At 71.0% G+C, this 18,416-nt stretch carries 12 protein-coding genes and 1 pseudogene; 5 read left to right on the top strand and 8 right to left on the bottom strand.

The window, feature by feature from the left end; genetic code table 11:
* The first annotated feature begins 16 nt into the window (after positions 1-16).
* The 3 genes from ACFYSH_RS31520 to ACFYSH_RS31510 all read left to right on the top strand — a co-directional run bounded on the left by ACFYSH_RS31520 (position 17) and on the right by ACFYSH_RS31510 (position 10,696).
* The gene (locus tag ACFYSH_RS31520; RefSeq protein ID WP_388756978.1) at positions 17-7,600 is read left to right on the top strand and encodes a beta-ketoacyl synthase N-terminal-like domain-containing protein; all 7,584 of its coding nucleotides are present in this window, start codon (positions 17-19) and stop codon (positions 7,598-7,600) included.
* Entirely contained in the window at positions 7,597-9,834 is a 2,238-nt protein-coding gene (locus ACFYSH_RS31515; protein ID WP_359471654.1) for an MMPL family transporter, read from the top strand. Before ACFYSH_RS31520 ends, ACFYSH_RS31515 begins: the two co-directional genes overlap by 4 nt.
* Positions 9,835-10,150: 316 nt before the next feature.
* Positions 10,151-10,696, top strand: coding sequence for a transglycosylase SLT domain-containing protein (locus tag ACFYSH_RS31510; RefSeq protein ID WP_388756994.1), 546 nt, complete (start codon positions 10,151-10,153; stop codon positions 10,694-10,696).
* A 28-nt stretch (positions 10,697-10,724) separates the two neighbouring features.
* Here the strand turns inward: ACFYSH_RS31510 and ACFYSH_RS31505 are convergent, their stop codons facing one another.
* The 3 genes from ACFYSH_RS31505 to malX all read right to left on the bottom strand — a co-directional run bounded on the left by ACFYSH_RS31505 (position 10,725) and on the right by malX (position 14,108).
* Positions 10,725-11,171, bottom strand: a complete 447-nt coding sequence (locus ACFYSH_RS31505) for an ATP-binding protein (protein ID WP_359471652.1) — start codon at positions 11,169-11,171, stop codon at positions 10,725-10,727.
* A gap of 73 nt (positions 11,172-11,244) precedes the next feature.
* Complete coding sequence (locus ACFYSH_RS31500; RefSeq protein WP_388756974.1) at positions 11,245-12,504, bottom strand: MalY/PatB family protein; 1,260 nt, start codon at positions 12,502-12,504, stop codon at positions 11,245-11,247.
* Between the two features lie 2 nt (positions 12,505-12,506).
* A complete protein-coding gene (malX, locus tag ACFYSH_RS31495; RefSeq protein ID WP_359471647.1) occupies positions 12,507-14,108 on the bottom strand; it encodes a maltose/glucose-specific PTS transporter subunit IIBC in 1,602 nt (533 codons plus the stop codon).
* A gap of 370 nt (positions 14,109-14,478) precedes the next feature.
* Between malX and ACFYSH_RS31490 the strand changes: the two genes are divergently transcribed.
* Positions 14,479-14,556, top strand: a complete 78-nt coding sequence (locus ACFYSH_RS31490) for a 50S ribosomal protein bL37 (protein ID WP_388756991.1) — start codon at positions 14,479-14,481, stop codon at positions 14,554-14,556.
* Positions 14,557-14,633: 77 nt separating this feature from the next.
* Here ACFYSH_RS31490 and ACFYSH_RS31485 read toward each other — a convergent pair.
* The 3 genes and pseudogenes from ACFYSH_RS31485 to ACFYSH_RS31475 form a co-directional block, all read right to left on the bottom strand.
* A pseudogene (locus tag ACFYSH_RS31485) lies at positions 14,634-14,751 on the bottom strand (DUF2470 domain-containing protein); the annotation flags it as partial.
* Between the two features lie 140 nt (positions 14,752-14,891).
* Entirely contained in the window at positions 14,892-15,278 is a 387-nt protein-coding gene (locus ACFYSH_RS31480; RefSeq protein ID WP_359471645.1) for a VOC family protein, read from the bottom strand.
* Positions 15,244-15,567 (bottom strand): ArsR/SmtB family transcription factor, encoded by a 324-nt coding sequence (locus tag ACFYSH_RS31475; RefSeq protein WP_388756970.1) that lies wholly within the window; start codon positions 15,565-15,567, stop codon positions 15,244-15,246. Before ACFYSH_RS31475 ends, ACFYSH_RS31480 begins: the two co-directional genes overlap by 35 nt.
* A gap of 198 nt (positions 15,568-15,765) precedes the next feature.
* Between ACFYSH_RS31475 and ACFYSH_RS31470 the strand changes: the two genes are divergently transcribed.
* Positions 15,766-16,377, top strand: coding sequence for a dihydrofolate reductase family protein (locus tag ACFYSH_RS31470; protein WP_359471641.1), 612 nt, complete (start codon positions 15,766-15,768; stop codon positions 16,375-16,377).
* A gap of 184 nt (positions 16,378-16,561) precedes the next feature.
* Here the strand turns inward: ACFYSH_RS31470 and ACFYSH_RS31465 are convergent, their stop codons facing one another.
* Positions 16,562-17,053, bottom strand: a complete 492-nt coding sequence (locus tag ACFYSH_RS31465; RefSeq protein ID WP_359471639.1) for a GNAT family N-acetyltransferase — start codon at positions 17,051-17,053, stop codon at positions 16,562-16,564.
* A gap of 136 nt (positions 17,054-17,189) precedes the next feature.
* Complete coding sequence (locus tag ACFYSH_RS31460) at positions 17,190-18,293, bottom strand: serine hydrolase domain-containing protein (RefSeq protein WP_359471637.1); 1,104 nt, start codon at positions 18,291-18,293, stop codon at positions 17,190-17,192.
* Between the last annotated feature and the right edge of the window lie 123 nt (positions 18,294-18,416).

Here is an 18,416-nt window from a genome sequence, read left to right as displayed (position 1 = left end):
GTGAAATGAGACCGGTATGGAATTCGACCCGATCGCCATCGTCGGCCGGGGGTGCGTCCTCCCCGACGCGCTGGACCCGGGCGCCTTCTGGGACAACATCGCCGCCCGCCGGTGCAGCCTGTCGCCCGTCCCGGACGGCAGATGGCGGCTGCCGCACCGATGGGCCATGGGCACCGTCGAGGACCATCTCGACCGCACGTGGACGGACGTCGGCGGATACGTCCGTGACTTCGGGCCGGTGTTCGACCCGACCGGGTTCCTCGTAGCACCGGACGAGATCCTCGGCCTGGACCCGCTGTTCCACTGGGTGCTGTACGGCGCCCGGCAGGCCCTGCGGGAGGCCGGGCACGAGGGGCCCTCGGCCCGCGCGGGCCTGGTCCTGGGCAACCTGTCCTACCCCACGAGCGCGGGAACGGCGTTCGCCGAGCACGTATGGCTGTCCGAGGGGGCACCCTCCCTGCTCTCGGCGGCGGCACGGACCCGGCCCGACGCGCGCAACCGCTTCTCGTCGGGGCTTCCCGCGCACTTCGCGGCCAGAGCGCTCGGGCTGGGCGCGGGTGCCTTCGCGCTCGACGCCGCCTGCGCCTCGTCCCTGTACGCGGTCAAACTGGCCTGCGACCGGCTGCACGACGGGACGGCGGACGTCATGGTGGCCGGCGCGGTCAGCCGGGCCGACAGCCTGTTCCTGCACGTGGGGTTCTGCGGCCTGTCCGCGGTGAGCCGTACCAGCCGCAGCCGTCCCTTCCACCGGGACGCCGACGGGCTGATCCCCGGCGAGGGCGCCGGGTTCGTCGCGCTGATGCGCCTGGGTGACGCCCTCGCCCAGGGTTCACCGGTCCTGGGAGTCGTCCGAGGGGTCGGGCTGTCCAACGACGGGCGCGGCGGAGGGCTGCTCACCCCCGCACAGGAGGGGCAGGAGCGGGCGATGCGCCTGGCGTACGACATGGCGGGCGTCGCGCCACGGACCGTCTCCCTCGTCGAGTGCCACGCGACGGGAACCCCCGTCGGTGACGCGGAGGAGGTCCGCGGCATGGCACGGATCTTCGCGGACAGCCCTGATGTGCCCATCGGTTCCGTGAAGTCCAACGTCGGACACCTGCTGGCGTCGGCCGGTGTGGGAGGGCTGCTCAAGGTACTCGGCGCGATGCGGGCCGGTATCCGTCCCGCCACGCTCGCCGCCGGAGAACCGCTGACCGAACTGCACGGCACCCGGCTGCGGGTGCTGAGCGAGCCGGAGCCATGGCCAGGCCTGCGCCGGGCGGCGGTCAGCGCCTTCGGATTCGGCGGCACCAACGCCCATCTGATCGTCGACGCCTGGGACGGTGCGGGCACCGCCACGGCGGCGGCGCCCCGCGCGCCGCGCCGGCCGGGTGAGCCGTTGGCGATCGTGGCGCTGGCCGCCCGGGCCGGAGCGGGAGCGGGCACCCAGGACTTCCGCCGCGCGGTGCTCGACGGCGACCGGAGCCATCAGGCGGAACGCGTCGACGTGACCCTGCCTGGCCTCCGCTTCCCGCCCCTGTCGGTCGGACAGGCCCTGCCCCAGCAGATCCTGATGCTCGAAGCGGCACGGGAAGCGGCACGCGATGTGACCCTCCCGCGCGAGCGGACCATGGTCCTCGTCGGAACAGGCGTGGACACGCAGAACTCCCGCGCCAGCGCACGCTGGCGTACCCCGTGCTGGCTGGAGGAGACAGGGAAGGGGACCGATCCCGCACTGGTCACACGCGTCCAGGACTCCTTCTCCGCGCCCATGGACGCGGAACGGGTCGTGGGCACCCTGCCCAACCTCGTGGCCAACCGGATCAACACCCAGCTCGACCTGGGCGGACCCGGCTGCACCGTGTCGGCCGAGGAGGCTTCCGGGCCTGTCGCGCTGGAGCTCGCGGCACGGGCGATCCGGGCCGGGGAGGCCGATGCCGCGCTCGTCGGCGCCGTCGACCTCTCCTGCGAACCGGTCCACCGGGCCGCCCTGCGCGAGCTCGGACGAGAGACCGGCACCGGGGACTGCGCCGTCGCGGTCGTACTCAAACGCCTCACCGACGCACGCCGGGACGGCGACCCCGTCCTCGCCCTGCTCGACGACGAGGACGCCGGCGAACCGGATGTGGTCATCGGCGACGGCGCGGACGCCGGCCTCGACCCGGCCGCGCTGTTCGGCCGGGCTCACGCCGCCCACGGCCTGCTGGCGGTCGCGGTCGCGGTGACCGCCCTGCGGCACCGCGCGCTGCCCCGGGTGGACGGCCCGGCCGACACCGCGCCGGGCCTGCGTACGGCGGACGTGGTGGTGTCACCGCTGGATGCGCCCCCGCTGCGGGTGCGCCTGCGGGCGGGGGACGCCGGGCCCTGGGCGCCCGGACCGGCTCCACGGCTGCACGTGTACTCCGGACGCGACCCTCAAGAGGTCCTGGCCGCACTGGAGACGGGCACCGAGTCGTGCGAAGGGCCCGCCAGGCTGGCCCTCGTGTCGGACGGTGACCCCCGGACGCAACGGGACGCCGTACGCCGCTGGCTCGTCGAGGGCGGGGTCAAGCCGGCCCGAGTGGCCTATCGCGCCGCTCCGGTGGGAGGTGAGACCGCCTTCGTGTTCACCAACGGGTCGGCCTCGTACCCGGGCATGGGCCGCGAGGTGCAGCTGGCCCTGCCCACGCTCGGCGACGCGGTCGCGGCAGCGTACGGGAACGCCGTCGGGCGGCCGGCGGCCGGCGCCGGCCTGACGGTGCTCGACCAGATCTGGGGGGCCGCCCGGCTGGCCGCGATCCACGTCGAGCTGACCCGGGGCCTCCTCGGGCTGCGGCCGGACGCCGCCCTCGGCTACTCCTCAGGGGAGTCGGCAGCGCTGGTGGCCCTGGGCGCATGGCGGGACGTGGCGGCCCTGCACCGGGACACCCGGGAGAGCGGCCTCTTCACCAGCGAACTGACCGGCGAACTGCGAGGCGTGCGCCGCGCCTGGAAACGGCTCGGCGTGGACGGCGACCGGTGGACCAGCTACCTGGTCACCGCGCCCCTCGACCGCATCCGCGCGGAACTGGCGGACGAACGGGCCGTCCACCTCATGGCGGTCAACGCCCCTGGCGTGTGTGTCGTCGGCGGCGAGTCACGGGCCTGTGCCGCCGTCATGGCGCGGCTGGGAACCGCGCGCGCCATTCCGGTCGCCTACGACCTGGCCGCCCACGCTCCCGAACTGTCCGAGGTACGCGACCGGTGGTGGCAGCTGCACCACCGCCCCACTCACGCCGTGCCGGGTGTGCGGTTCTACAGCGGGGCGACGACACGCGCGTACACCCCGACGGCCGGGCGCGCGGCCGACGCCGTCACAGCGCAAGGCGTGGGGACGATCGACTTCGCGGGAACGGTCGAACGAGCCTGGGCCGACGGAGTCCGGGTGTTCGTCGAGCACGGGCCGCGCGGCCTGTGCACCGGATGGGTCAAACGGGTCCTGGGCGACCGCGAACATGTCGCCGTCGCCCTGGACGCCGAGGACCGAGGACTGCCCCAACTGCACCAGGCCGTGGTGGAACTCGTCGCAGCCGGCGTACCCGTCCGCGCCGAGGCCCTCTTCGAGCAGCTGCGAACCGCCGTGGCACCGCCGGCCGAAGACACCCCCACCCTCACCGTTCCGGCCCACCGGGAGATCACCTTGCCCTCACTCGAGTACCCAGCGGTGATCATGCCCAGGGCTCCCCGGCTGGCCCCTGCCCTGCCGCACCGGGCCGCCGGGCCCGCCGTGGCCGGGCCCGCGATCCTCCCCGCAGGCACCGAAGCGCACACGACCGACATGCGCACCCTGGTCGCGCGGCAGGCCGAGCGGGTGACCGCACTGCACCAGGACGTGCTGGCCCGCCACCTCCAGGTGCACCAGAGGTTCCTGCGGACCAGGGCCCGGTTCGCCGCCGCCCTCGTGCACGCGGCGGCGGGGACGGCGGCGCCGCCCCCGGCCGTACGTCCGCCCCGCCGGCCAACCCCCCTGCCGGGCGTCGTGTTCGACCGGGCGCAGCTGGAACACCTCGCCTCGCACCCCGTCTCCACACTGTTCGGGCCCAGGTTCGCCGAGCAGGACGCGTACGAGCTGCAGACCAGGATGCCCGGACCGCCGATGCTGCTGGCCGACCGGGTCACCGGCATCGACGCCGTCCCCGCAGCCCTGGCCGAACTCGGCGCGGAACACGCCACCGGCACGATCCGGACCGAGACCGACATCCGCCTCGACAGCTGGTACCTCGACTCCACCGGCCGCATGCCGGCGGGCCTGATGATCGAGGCGGGCCAGGCGGACCTGCTGCTGATCAGCTGGCTCGGAGCCGACCTGCTCAACCGAGGTGAACGGGCCTACCGGCTGCTCGGATGCGAACTGACCTACCACGGAAGCCCGCCCAAGGCCGGCGAGACCCTGCGGTACGAGATCCACGTCGACCGCCACGCCCAGCACGACGGTGTCCGCCTGTTCTTCTTCCACTACGACTGCTACGCCGGCGAGGAACTCAGGCTGAGCGTCCGAGGCGGACAAGCGGGCTTCTTCACGAAGGACGAGCTCGACGACACCGACGGTGTGCGCTGGGAACCGGCCGCCTGCCCACCTGCCCCGGACGTCCCGCAGGACGCGCCGGCTGTGCACTGCGCACGCTCGTCCTTCACCGCCGCCCACGTGCGGGCGTTCGCGGCCGGCCGGCCCGCCGACTGCTTCGGCCCGGGCTGGGACGTCACCAGGTCACATGTGCGCTCACCCCGGCCGGACAGTGGCCGACTGCTGCTCCTGCACGAAGTCACCGCGTTCGACCCGGCCGGAGGACCGTGGGGCCGCGGCTACCTCCGAGCGGAGACACCCGTCTCCCCGGACGACTGGTTCTTCGAGGGGCATTTCAAGAACGACCCGTGCATGCCGGGAACGCTGATGCTCCAAGCCGGTCTGCAGGCGATGGCGTTCCACCTCACTGCCCTCGGTCACACCGTGGGAAGGGACGGATGGCGCTTCGAGCCGGCCACCGAGCGGCCCTTCACCGCCCGATGCCGTGGGCAGGCCACCCCCGCGAGCCGGCGGATCGTGTACGAGGTGTTCGTGCACGGCGTCTCCGCCGGCCCCGAGCCGACGCTGTACGCCGACATCCTGGGCACCGTCGACGGAGTGAAGGCCTTCCACGGCCAGGACATCGCGCTGCGGCTGGTGCCGGACTGGCCCCTGGAGCACTGGCGGCAGCTCGGCGGGCACGAGGAGCAGACCAGCGGGACCCCGGTGCCGCTCGCCGGTCTCGCCGGGCTCGTAGGCCACCGCGAACCCAAGGCGGTGGCCGAGTCCGACGGGTTCGTGTTCGACTACCCGTCGTTGCTGGCGTGCGCGTGGGGAAGGCCGAGCGCGGCCTTCGGCTCTTCGGCCCGGAGCTTCGACGGGACGCGCAGGATCTCGCGGCTGCCCGGGCCGCCCTACCACTTCATGACTCGCATCGTCGCCGTGGACGGTCCACAGCGCGGCATGAAGCAGGGCAGCCGGGTGGTCGCCGAGTACGACGTACCCGACCCCGTCTGGTACTTCGAGCAGAACGCCGACCCGGTGATGCCGTTCGCGGTGCTCATGGAGATCGCACTGCAACCGTGCGGATGGCTGGCCGCCTATGTCGGCTGCCCGCTGACCACCGACGTCGATCTGCTCTTCCGCAACCTCGACGGGCGGGGGACAGTCACCGGTGAGATCACGCTGGCCACCCGGACGGTACGCACGGAGGCCGAGCTGACCTCCGTCTCACGCACCGGTGAGATGATCATCGTGTCGTTCGCGATCCGGTGTTTCGCCGACGACCACGAAGTCTTCGCCCTGTCCACGGTGTTCGGCTTCTTCCCGCCCTCGGCCTTCGACCACCAGGTCGGGCTGCCCGTCGCGGAGGACGACCGGGCCGCGCTGGGAGAACCGTGCGAGCGCACGGTCGACCTCACCACGAGCCCCGCCCGCTACTTCACCGGCCCGGCCCGGCTGCCCGGCCCGATGCTGCTCATGCTCGACAGGATCACGGGCTACTGGCCCGCGGGGGGACGCGCGGGGCTGGGGCGGCTCAGGTCGGAGAAGGACGTCGACGCGGGGGAGTGGTTCTTCAAGGCCCACTTCTTCCAGGATCCCGTCCAGCCGGGATCGCTCGGCATCGAGGCGATGTGCCAGCTGCTCCAGTTCTACCTGATCGAGCGGGGCCTCACTGACGGAGTTCCGCGTCCCCGGTTCGAGCCGGTCATGCTCGACCACGAGGTGACCTGGAAGTACCGCGGACAGATCACCCCGGCCAACCGCCTGATCAGGATCGATCTGGAGATCGTCGACGTCGCCGAGGACGCGCGTGGTCCGTACGCGGTCGCCGACGCGCGGCTCTGGGGCGATGACATCTGCCTGTACCACGCCCGCGGACTCGGCGTCCGCGTCGTGTCCGCAGACGGCGCGACGGCGGAGCCCGCAGTTTCGGAGAGGACACTGGATCCCGCCGTCGACTCCTGGACGGGCGACCACCGTCCGACTTTCACGGTCCCGGCGCTGCCGATGATGTCGGTCGTCGATCAGCTCGCCCGGGCTGCCGCGGATCACACCGGCCGCAAGGTGGCCGCCGTACGCGATGTCCGGCTGCGGCGCTGGATCCCGCTCGCCGGCCCGGTACGGCTGCGGACGGAGGTGGTACCCACGCGGGCGGGGCTGCTGGAAGTGAGACTGCTGACGTGGCGTGAGGCGACGACACCCGCGCTGTCCCGGTTCGAGGAAGCGGCCAGTGGCACCGTGCTGGTGGGCGACCGGCCGGGCCACCGCCCCCAGCGGTTCGCCCCTCTGCCGGACGCCGTGGTGCAGCCTGATCCGTACGCTTCGGCCGAGCTGTTCCACGGACCGGCGTTCCGGTACCTGACGTCGCTGGCCGTCGGATCGGCCGGATCCTCCGCTGTGGCCGACGTCGCCCGTGGCACAGTGCCGAAGGGGTGCCTGCACCAGGGACTCATGGACGCGCTCCTCCAGGCGATTCCGTCCGCCAGTCTGTGGAGGTGGTCCGCGAAGGCCGGCGCAGGAGTCGTCGGCTACCCACTCCGGGTGGACCGGCTGCAGCTGTTCGAAGCGCCGCCGGAGGCCGGTGAGGTCGAGATCGAGGCTCGTTTCGCCGGGTTCGTCTCCGAAGAGGAGAACCACAGGCCCATGTCGGCGATCGACATCCAGATGTGCGTGGAAGGACGGGTCGCCGTCTCGCTGCGGCTGATCAACATCCTGCTGCCCGTCGGCCCCCTCGCCGGTGCCTCGCTCACCGAGCGCCGGGACTTCCTGCTCCGCCGTGGCGCCACCGCCGGGGTGGGCCTGTGCAGGCACACCGACGGCACGACGGAACTCCTCGCCGACGAGATCGACGAGGTCGACTGGCTCAGAGGCACGGTCGCACACGTCATGGGTCTGCCGCCCGGGTCGAGGGGCAGGGACCATCTGGAGGTCATCGCGGTCAAGGACCATGTCGGCCGCCTGGCAGGGGCGCACCCGTCCACGGTCGAGGTGAGCGACGACCTGCGGGCCGCCCGTACCGCGTCCGGACAGCTCCACCCCGTCCAGGTGGTCCGCGGTGAGGGCACGGTGTCCGTCCGCTCCGGTGGTGTGAGATGACCGGAACACCGGACGGCATCTCTGCCCCGAAGGCGTCGGAAGTCACGCGCGCGGAACGTCTGGTGCGTCTGTTGTCGAGGTGGCGGCACGCGTTCCTGGCGCTGACCGTGCTGCTGACGATCGGTCTCGGTACCGCCGGCCTGGGGGTGTTCGGCAAGCTCTCCGGCGGCGGATGGACACCAGCCGACTCGGAGTCCGCCCATGCGGACGCGCTGCTGCGCGAACACTTCCGGTCCGGCAGTTCCGATCTGGTCCTGCTCGTCGAAGCGCCGGGAACGGTCGACGAGCCGCAGTCCGCGGCCGCCGGCCGAGGGCTGACGAAAAGGCTGCGTGCCGATCCACGCGTACAGCACCTGGACTCGTACTGGCCGCAGGGTGACCCGGTGCTGGTCTCCCGTGACCGGCGGACCGCGCTCATCGGCGTGCGGCTGCTCGGCGGCGAACGCGGGGCCACCGAGGCCGCCGCGGACATCCGCCAGGACACAGCCACCGGCACGACACCACTGACGGTGTCCGTCGCCGGGCGAGGGGCGGCCAAACGCGAACTGGAGGAGCAGAGCCGACACGACCTCGTACGCGCGGAGCTGATCGCGGCACCCCTCGTACTGCTCATCCTCGTACGGGTCTTCGGGAACCTCCTGAGCGCCCTGCTCGCCCTGTCCGTCGGCGGCATCGCGGTCGTGGGCACGCTGGCACTGCTGCACGCTCTCACCGCGTTCACCGAGGTGTCGGTCTTCGCGGTCAACCTGACCACGGCGCTGGGCTTCGCCCTGGCCGTCGACTACGGCCTGTTCATCATCACCCGCCACAGGGAGGAGCTGGCCGCGGGGCGAGACGTCCAGCAGGCGGTCCTGGTCAGCATGCGCACGGCGGGCCGGACCGTGTTCTTCTCCGCCCTGACCGTCGCGCTGTCCATGGCGGCGCTGCTGGTCTTCCCCCTCTACTTCCTGCGCTCGCTGGCCTACGCCGGCATGAGCGTGGCGGCCCTGGCCGGACTGACCGCCGTGCTCGTGCTCCCGGTGTGCCTGCTCGTGGCCGGCAACCGGGTCGAAGGAAGGCGCCCCCGGTCCCCGGCCCGGCCGGCCGGAAACGAGGGCCTGTTCCACCGCACGGCCCAGATGGTCATGCGCCGTCCCGGTGTCACCGTGCTCCTGGTCGTCCCCGTGCTGCTGTGCCTGGCGAGCCCGTTCCATCGCGTCGAATTCGGCCTCTCCGACGACCGCTCGCTGGGTGTCTCCTCACCTGTGCACCGGTCCACCGACGTGCTGCGCGACGACTTCGACGTCCAGGCGACAGCCATGGCGAACATCGTGCTGCCCGGCCACACCAGTACGTCGCCGGGAAGCCTGGCCGACTACGCGCGCCAGGTGTCCCGGAGCCCCGACGTGCTCAGGGTGGACACGGCGACGGGTTCCTACGCCGGGGGAGACCGGCAGGCCCCGCCCACACCCGCGTCCGCCCGGTTCTCCGCTCCGAGCGGCACATGGCTCTCGGTCGTCACCGGCGCCGAGCCCTACTCCGCCCGCGGTGGTGAGCTGGTCCGCGCGCTGAGGGCGGTGCCCGCCCCGGTACCCGCGCTCGTGGGTGGGGACGCGGCCGCGCTCGTGGACACCAGAGCCGCGGTCGGGGAACGGCTCGGACTGGCCGCATCGATCATCGTGCTGGTCATCTTCACTCTGCTGTTCCTGTTCACCGGCAGCGTCCTCGTCCCGGTCAAGGCCGTCCTGCTGAACCTGCTCAGCCTCTCCGCCACGTTCGGAGCGATCGTCCACGTGTTCCAGGACGGACATCTGCGGTGGCTGGTGGGCGACTTCCTCGTGACCGGCACCACGGACACACTGCTGCCCGTGCTGATGTTCTGCATCACCTTCGGTGTCTCCATGGACTACGAGATGTTCCTGCTGTCCAGGATCATGGAGGAGCACCGCCGTACGGGGGAGACCACGTCCGCCGTGGCTTTCGGGCTGGAGCACACCGGCCGGCTGTTCACCGCCGCGGCGCTCGTCCTCGCCATCGCGATGGCGGCGATGGCGACGTCCCAGCTCACCCCGCTGAAGCTCCTGGGCGTGGGGCTCACCCTCGCGGTCGTGCTCGACGCCACGCTGGTGAGAATGCTCCTGGTCCCCGCGATCATGAAGATGGCGGGGCGGGCGAACTGGTGGTGTCCGAGGCCCCTGCGCCACGTGCACGCCCGGTTCGGGGTCTCGGAGAACGCGTCGCGGGCGGCGGCCTGACCGCTCTCACCGGCAGGGGCTGTGAGCCGGCCCATAGGTCCCAGATCACATACGAAGCGAAGTAGTAGAGCCTCGCGCCGGAGCTCGCGGCGCTCGGGCGCGCACGCCGACACCTCGCCCCCGTCCTACGAAGTCGCGTAGTAGTGCCGGCCGTTGCCATCACCCCGGCGTGCCGCTAACCATGGATCGTGTCCACGGGAGCCGACGCCCCGGAGCGGTCGAGTGCCGCACATGAGCGTGCGCCTCCGCTCCGCTGCCGGTCCCGTGGCGGTCCCTGACATCACCGCGAGGAGAGTGTTTCATCCGTACGTCCGCCCTGTCCCTGACGCCCGCCGCCCGTACCGCCAGGATCCGCACGTTCTCGGTTTCCGGACTCTGCGCAGCCGGAGCCGCAGCAGCGGCCCTGACGCTCGTACCGTCCCCCGCGCACGCCTCCGAGCCGGCCTCGCCCGGTGTGGCCACCTCGGCCGGAGTCTCGGCAGCAGGAGTCTCCGCCCAGGCGGACGCCCTCGCCGACAAGGCCGGCCAGGCAGCCACCGAGCAGGACGACCTGGACAGCTGGATCCGGGAGTCCCTCGAGGTCATGAAGGCCAAGGGGATCCCGGGCACCTACGAGGGCCTGCACCGCAACATCATGCGCGAGTCCGGGGGCGACCCCGAGGCGTCCAACGGCTGGGACGTCAACGCGCAGAACGGCACGCCCTCCAAGGGCCTGCTGCAGGTCATCCAGCCGACCTTCGACGCCTACCACGTCTCCGGCACCCCGCAGGACCTGACGGACCCGGTCGCCAACATCACCGCGGCCGCCAACTACGCAGCCGACAAGTACGGCTCCATCGACAACGTCGACTCCGCCTACTGAGCTGAGCCGTGACCGGCAGGCCGGAGCGTCACGCCGCTTCTTCGAACAGCGAGATCTGCACGTGGACGCGCTTACCCACCGGCGCGCGGCGTACCTCGAGGCTCCGGCTGACCGCGCGTACGATCTCCAGGCCATGCTGACCCGCACGCGTGGGGTCGGCCTGCGAGGCGGTGGGGAGCGCGGACCCCGAGTCCCACATGGTGATGTCCAGTCTGCTGCCGTCCACCTCGAGATCCAGCAGGCAGGGGCCCGGGGCGTACTTGCAGACGTTGGTGGCCAGCTCACTCACCACCAGCTGCGCGGTGTCCAGTGTCCGCGCAGGCACGTCCAGACCGCACAGGGACTGCGCCTCGGACAGGAAGTCCCGGACGAAGCCCCGGGCATGAGCGATCACTCCCGAAGCCATGTCGTAGGCGGCGCTGCCGACCACCCGCCCGCTCTGTCCGGTACCGCGTTTCGCCGTCAGCCGCTCCATGACACACATCCCCCGTCAGGTCAGCTGCACCACACAGCTCACATGCCACTCCGCCTACCCGCGGTGACACATTTCAGACGGGTCGCTTCCGCCCGGTCGGCGGGTGTTCAGCGGTGCCGGGGCAGCCGCCCCGAGCCCTGTCGGGCCGGCCATCCGCCGCACGCCCCGGCTGGGTGAGTCGGCGCAGTGCGCGTACCAGCGCCTCGACGCCCGCCTCCGCCTTGGACCGGGGGCACCCGACATTGAGCCGGACCCGGCCCGGTGAGCCATAGGCCGCCCCCGGCATGATGGCCACCTTCTCCACCTCCACGAGCTCGCGCTGCAGCGCGTCGTCGTCGACCCCGAGCGGCCGCAGGTCGATCCATGCGAGGTATCCCGCCTGCGGAGGCTCCCAGTCGAGCTGCGGGAACTCACCGCACAGACGGTCGGCGACCATCGTGAGGTTGCCCGCGAGATACGCGCGCAAGGCGTCCAGCCAGGGCACGCCCTCCCGGTACGCGGCGATGTGCCCGACCAGCGACAGCACTGCGGGGGAGGACAGACCGTCCGCCTCCTTGAGCTGCCGCAGATAGGCGTCCCGCGACGCGGGGTCACCGATGATTCCGTAACTTCCCGTCAGAGCGGGGATGTTGAACGACTTGGACGCCGAGGTGACCACAGCCCACCGGCCCTCGACGCCGAGCCCGGCCCAGGGGTGGTGCACGTGCGGGGCATGTGCCAGGTCGGAGTGGATCTCGTCGCTGATGACGGCCACGCCGTGCCGTGCGCACAGGCGTGCCATCCGGCGCAGCTCGTCCTCGGACCAGACCCTGCCCGTCGGGTTGTGCGGTGAGCACAGCAGCAACACGGCGGTGTCGGGCAGCGCCAGGAGCCGCTCCAGCTCCGCCCAGTCGTCGAGCGGGCACTCCCGGAGCTGCCGTCCGTGGGCAGCCACGGTCCTGGGGAACGCGTCGTACATCGGGGTGTGGGTGACGACACCGTCGCCGGGGCCCGACCAGAGCCGGAGCAGCTGCGACACCTGGTAGACGACGGAGGGCGCGTAGACGATCGACCCGGGGTCGACCGCTGTCGCGTGCCGCGTCGCGTACCAGTGGACGATCGCCGAGAGGAAGTCCTCCTGTCGCCACCGTGAGTAACCGAGCACACCGTGGTCCAGTCGGCGGCGCAGCGCGGTCATGATTTCCGGGGCAGTCTCGAAATCCATGTCGGAGATCGTGAACGGCAGCAGATCCGGCACGCCGAAACGGTCCTCGACGTAGTCCCACTGCGTGCACCAGGTGCCGTGCCGGTCCACCGGGGTGTCGAAGCCGTAGGCGGGAGGAAGCGGGGACATGGTCAGCCCACCGGAATCATCGAGGCGATGGCGTCCTTCACCGACTGGACCTGCGGTCCGATGACGACCTGTACGGTGTGGCCGTCGAGCTTGATCACACCCACGGCGCCGAGCTTCTTCAGCCGGGCCTCGTCCACCTGTCCGGCGTCCTCCACCGTCATGCGCAGACGCGTGATGCAGTTGTCCAGGGAGCGGATGTTGCCGGCGCCTCCGATCGCGTCGAGGATGGCGACGGCGTCGTACTTCCCTGCCACCAGCTCCCGCGCGGGCTCCTCGGTCCCGGCCGGAGGGACAGGCTCGCCGGCTTCATCACTCCGCTCCTCGTCGCGGCCGGGCGTCCTGAGGTCGAAGCGTGTGATCGCCCAACGGAACAGGCAGTAGTACACGGCGAACCACACAGCCGCGATCACCGGCACCAGGTACCACTTGGTCGACGATCCCTGGAGGACTCCGAAGACCAGCCAGTCGATGACATTGCCGTCGGTGTTCCCGATGAAGACGCCGAGCACGGCGGCCGTGAGGAAGCCGAGCCCGACCAGGACCGCGTGGATGGCGTACAGCCACGGTGCGACGAACAGGAACAGGAACTCCAACGGCTCCGTGATGCCGCCGACCACGCAGGCCACCACACCGGACACCAGCAGGGCCTTGATCTCCGGGCGCATCTTCTTGTTCGCGCAGTGGTACATCGCGAGGGCCGCACCCGGAAGACCGCCCAGGTAGGCGGCCATCTTGCCCTGGGAGAGGAAGTGCGTCGCGTCGGTGACGGCGGAACTCGGCGCGCCCGCGCAGTCCAGGTGCGCGTAGAACATGTTCAGGGCTCCGGAGACGTTGGCCCCGCACACGGCTCCCGAACCGCCGACGTCGGTGAACCGGAACATGGCCACGAGGATGTGGTGCAGCCCGATCGGCCGCAGAAGCACCTCGCCCATACCGAAGAAGAAGGGCCCGAAGACCCCGGTGTGCCCGATGCCGCGGCCCACGGCGGTGATCCAGCCGTTGAAGGCCGGCCACACCAGGGGAATGAGCAGACCGAGCACGCTCATGGCGAGCGCGGAGATGATCGGGACGAAGCGCAGCCCGCCGAAGAAGGCCAGCGCGTCAGGCATGCGCTGGGTACGAAAGCGCTGGTGAAGAAGGCTGACAACGATGCCAACGGCCACGGCTCCGAGGAGTCCCGTGTCGATGGACCGCACGCCGAGCACCTCGGCTATGCCGTAGTGCGCGATCGCCTTCTCGTCCTCGAAGTCGACGCCCTTCGCGGTGAGGTAGAAGTTCACCGCGAGATTCATGGCTGCGAAGCCGACGAAACCGGAGAACGCGGCCACGCCCTTGTCCTCGCGGGCGAGACCGAGCGGAATCGCCATCGCGAAGAGGACGGGCAGGAAGGTGAAGGCGACCAGCCCTGTGTTGGCCATCCACGTGAAGACGAGGTGGAAGCCCTCTGCCTTCAGGAAGGGCAGGTTGTCGGTGACTGCCTCGCTGGAGAGCGAGGACCCGATGCCCAGCATGATGCCGCAGAAGGCGAGCAGGGCCACCGGGAGCATGAACGTCTTGCCGAGTCCCTGGAGGAATTCCCAGAGTGCGGCCTTGGTCTTCTGCATGTGTAGGACTTTCGAGCCTGGAGGGACGGACCCGGGCGCTCGCCGTGGCGATGCGGGGACCCACGGGTGATCGAGCGGTTCGATCCGCCCTCACACGGCCGCACCTGGGGATCGCCCGGTGAGCAGCGCCGGACGGGGCCGTTCCGCCGCACGGATCACATCACAGCAGGTCGGCGACTGTCCATGAAACCGGTGCATCGATCAGGGGCGGGCGCGGGGAGTGTGCGGGCTGTCGCGTGCCGTGACGTACGCCACCCGCCGGTGCTCGTGCCGCGTGTTCGCCGCTGTGTGGGTGGGTAAGGGGCTGTGTGGTCGCCGGAGCCGACAATTCGGTGGATAGTACGCACAAGCTAGCGACTCAGGAGGTCCGATGTCATCGAAGCGACGTCGTAAGAAGAAGGCCCGCCGTAAGAACGCCGCGAACCACGGCAGCCGTCCGCAGACCTGAGGACGGCTCTGGCGTACCGGGGGGCGGCGCGTGCCGCCCCCCGGACACGTTCCGGCTTCACCGCGCCGCCTGCCGGGTCAGGTGAGCAGTCGGCTGTGGTGGGACGCGCGACGGGCGGCGGCCAGCAGGGCAAGTATCTGAGGCCCTGCCTGGTCGAGGCGGGACACAGGGCCTCGGGAACGGCAGGCGCACATCACACGGGAGTGGAATGGGGGCATCCGGGTTCCCCCGACGAGCGGCGGAGGGCTACGGCTACTTAGGTTGCCTAACTTAACCTATGGTCCGGTGGCCAGGTAGGCCGCCTCCCGCTCCCGGCTGTCGCCTGCCCGCACGGCCTATTCGCTGTGCACGATCTGGATCAGATTGCCGCAGGTGTCGTCCAGGACCGCCGTGGTGACCGGGCCCATGGTTAGCGGATCCTGGGTGAAGCGGACCCCGAGCCCGCGCAGCCGGTCGAACTCCGCGGTCACGTCGTCCACGGCGAAGGACGTCGCCGGGATGCCGTCGTTGACCAGTGCCGTCTTGTACGGCTTCACCGCGGGATGGCCATCGGGCTCCAGCAGGAGTTCGGTCCCGTCGGGGTCCTCCGGCGAGACCACGGTCAGCCAGCGGTCCTCGCCCAGGGGGACCTCGGTCTTCTTCGTGAAGCCCAGCACCTCCGTGTAGAAGCGCAGGGCCTTCTCCTGGTCATCGACGAAGACGCTGGACAGGTGGATCTTCATGGGTACTCTCCGGGGTGCCGGGCCTGAGCCACCGGGTCATGGCGCGCTCGAGGGGTGCGGTGTTCAGGTCGTGGAACTTGTAGCGGCCCTGGCGGCGCGAGAGGACCAGACCCGCAGATTCCAGTACGGCCAGGTGCTGGCTGATGGCCTGGCGGGACGACCCCAGGCTGTGCTTGGTCACCAGTCGTGTGCAGATCTCGAAGAGGGTCTGGCCGTCCCGTTCCACCAGCTCGTCAAGGATGCGCCGACGGGTGGGGTCGGCGAGCGCCTTGAAGACATCGTCGGCCATGACCCCACCATAGGCAAGTGCGGACTTGCCTATCAAGTAGGGTGCCCGGTACGTCGATGAGCAGCCTGGCCCGCTTCACCGTCGCCCGGCTCGATCGTCCGAGGGCGCGGCGCGGGGGGACCGATGAGTTCTCTCCCGTCACGCAGTCTGCAGGGCAGGGACGGATGTCCCCTGGTCACTAGAGGAAAGTGGTGCGCGATGAGGTTGGTACTGCAGGAGTTCCTGTCGCTGGACGGTGTCTCACAGGGGCCCGGCTCCCCTGACGAGGACACCAGCGACGGGTTCACCCAGGGCGGCTGGTTCGTGCCGCACCTGGACGAGGCATTCGACCGGGTGGCCGCCACCTGGCTCGGCCGCGCGGACGCCTTCCTGTTCGGCCGCCGCACGTACGAGAACTTCGCACGGGACTGGCCGGAGATGACCGACCACCCGAACGCCCGCATCCTGAACGGCTCGCCGAAGTACGTCGCCTCCCAGACCCTGACCAAGGCGGAGTGGGAGCCGACCACGATCCTGTCCGGAGACATCCCCGCCCAGGTCGCCGAACTGAAGCGGCAGCCCGGCCGCGAGCTCCAGATCCACGGCAGCGCCGAGCTCGGCCAGTCCCTGCTGGCCGCCGGCCTGGTCGACGAACTCCGGCTCGCGATCGCCCCGGTGGTGGTGGGCAGCGGACGACGTCTGTTCCCGCACGGCGGCACCCCGGCCCGCCTCCGTCTGTTGCACGCCGAGACGACGCCGAGCGGAATCGCGGTGCACGTCTACGAGGCGACAGGTCTTCCGGAGTACGGGACGTACGGGGCCGGCCTGTAGGTGCCGGCCCGGACAGGCCACCGGCCGCGGGACCGCCCGGGCTTTCCCTGCCCGTGAAGATGGATCACCCGGTGCCGTGGTGGCGTCACACGCCACGTCGCGCAGACACCACGGCACCAGGGTCTTTCGTCAGGACCGGGCTGGACCAGGCCCCGCGCGCCCAGCCTGATGCGAACGAGAGTCCCTAGGTCCAGGCGATCTCGAAGAACTTCACGCGGTCGTCCTCTCCGGCCGGCAGCATGCCGGCCGTCGTCATGACCCGATGGGACGCGGCGTTGTCATGATCAGCGTCGCCCTTCACACAGGTGATGCCGCGCGCACGCGCGAACAGCAGCAGTGCGCGAAGGGCTTCCGAGGCGTACCCGTTGCCTCGCGCCGAAGGGACGAGCCCGTAGCCGATCGTGACGCTGCCGTTCCCGTCCGCGGGTGCGTGGAAGCCGACGCCGCCGATCGCCTGACCGTCCTCGCGGCGGCGGATCTCGTAGTTGCCGAACGGCTGGGGATCGCCGGCCGCCGCACAGGTGTCCAACAAGCGCCTGGCGGCGGACACGTCGCCGAAGGTGGGGTACCCGGGAGCCCATCGGGCACCGCTGTCGGGAGCGCCCGCCACCACACGCTCGGCTTCGTCGGCGGTCATCGGATGGAGCACGAGCCGCGCTGTCACAAGATCGTCCATAGCAGCGAGGAGTACCACGCGGTGCGGGCGGACCGCACGTGGATTAACCGGCTCACGTGGACTGGCCCGGTCGACGCCGCGGTCCTGCACGACGCGAGGTGCCGAGCCCGGTGCACCGGCTCCCCGCCGCCTCAGCTCACCTGTGGCCCTTGCCGCACAGTGCGGCGTCCACAGCGCCCTGGAGGTGGCCCAGGCTCTCGCCCTCGGCCGCCCAGGTCGTGGTGTAGACGGTCACGGTACCCCGACCGCCCGTGGCCCGGCCGCCGCCCACCGAGTCGCCGGGCAGGTCGCCGCCGTGGCCCCAGTAGACACCGCCGCAGCTGAGCGGGATCGATGCGACCCCGTACCCGTAGCGGCTCCCCGCGGGGTAGACGTCCCGGCCGCCGACGGCGGTCGTGTCCCGGGTCATCAGGTCCAGCGCCCAGCGGGGCAGGAGACGGCCACCGAACAGTCCGTTCCAGAAGGCGTTGAGGTCCTCGGGTGTGGAGACGAGCCCGCCGGACGCGCCGAACTCGTACCCGGGAAGCTCGGTCACGTCCACGATGCCTGCTCCAGGCAACGCGGGGTGCACGCCGTAGTTGCGGGCGTGCGGTCCGCGCAGGGACATCTCACCGGGCGCGGGCCAGTAGGTGTCGTCCAGGTGCAGCGGGCGCAGAATCGTACGCTCGACGTAGGTGCGGAAGCCGACGCCCGACGCCTTGTCGATCACCATGCCGAGCACCAGGTAGTTGGTGTTGGAGTAGCCCCAGCCCTCACCGGGCTCGAAGGCGGGCTCTGCTGCGAGGGCGAGAGCCAGATGGTCCTCGGGTGTGCCCGCCTCGGACCAGTCGACCAGCGCGCTGTACTCCGGGAGCCCGCTGGTCTGCTTCAGCAGCTGCCGTACGGTGACGGGGCTACTCGTGAGCTGGGGCACGTAGAGCCCGGCCCGGTCGTGGAGGCGTATCCGTCCGTCGGCCACCAGGCGCATGACGGCTGTCGCGGTGAACGCCTTGGTGTTACTGGCCAGGCGGAACCTGCCGTCCGCGCCGGGCATGTGACGGCCTGACACCCTGTCGGCGACCCCTGCCGTACGGGTCGTCCGGCCGTCGTGGGCCAGGGCACCCGGTACACCGTCCTGGTCCACCAGCAGGTCCAACCGCCGCTGCACCGGGTCCGACGGACGGGCCGCCGCCACGGGAGCGAAGGCTCCGGCCAGCGTGGTGGCGAGCAGGACTGCTACGGCTGGGTACGTGCGATGCATGGTCTTCCCCCTGGGTCGCGGCCCGGTCTCGCGGGCCCATCGGTCGCTCACCGACGACCCTGCCAGCCTCGCGGCGCGAGATCAGTACGCCCCGGCCCCGGACCAGAGGTGCACCCACCCCCC

Origin of the sequence: Streptomyces sp. NPDC005791 (assembly GCF_042871485.1) — a bacterium.
Taxonomy (GTDB): Bacteria; Actinomycetota; Actinomycetes; order Streptomycetales; family Streptomycetaceae; genus Streptomyces.
The sequence above is the reverse complement of the archived record's forward strand: the minus strand, read 5'-3'. Positions and strand labels throughout refer to the sequence as shown.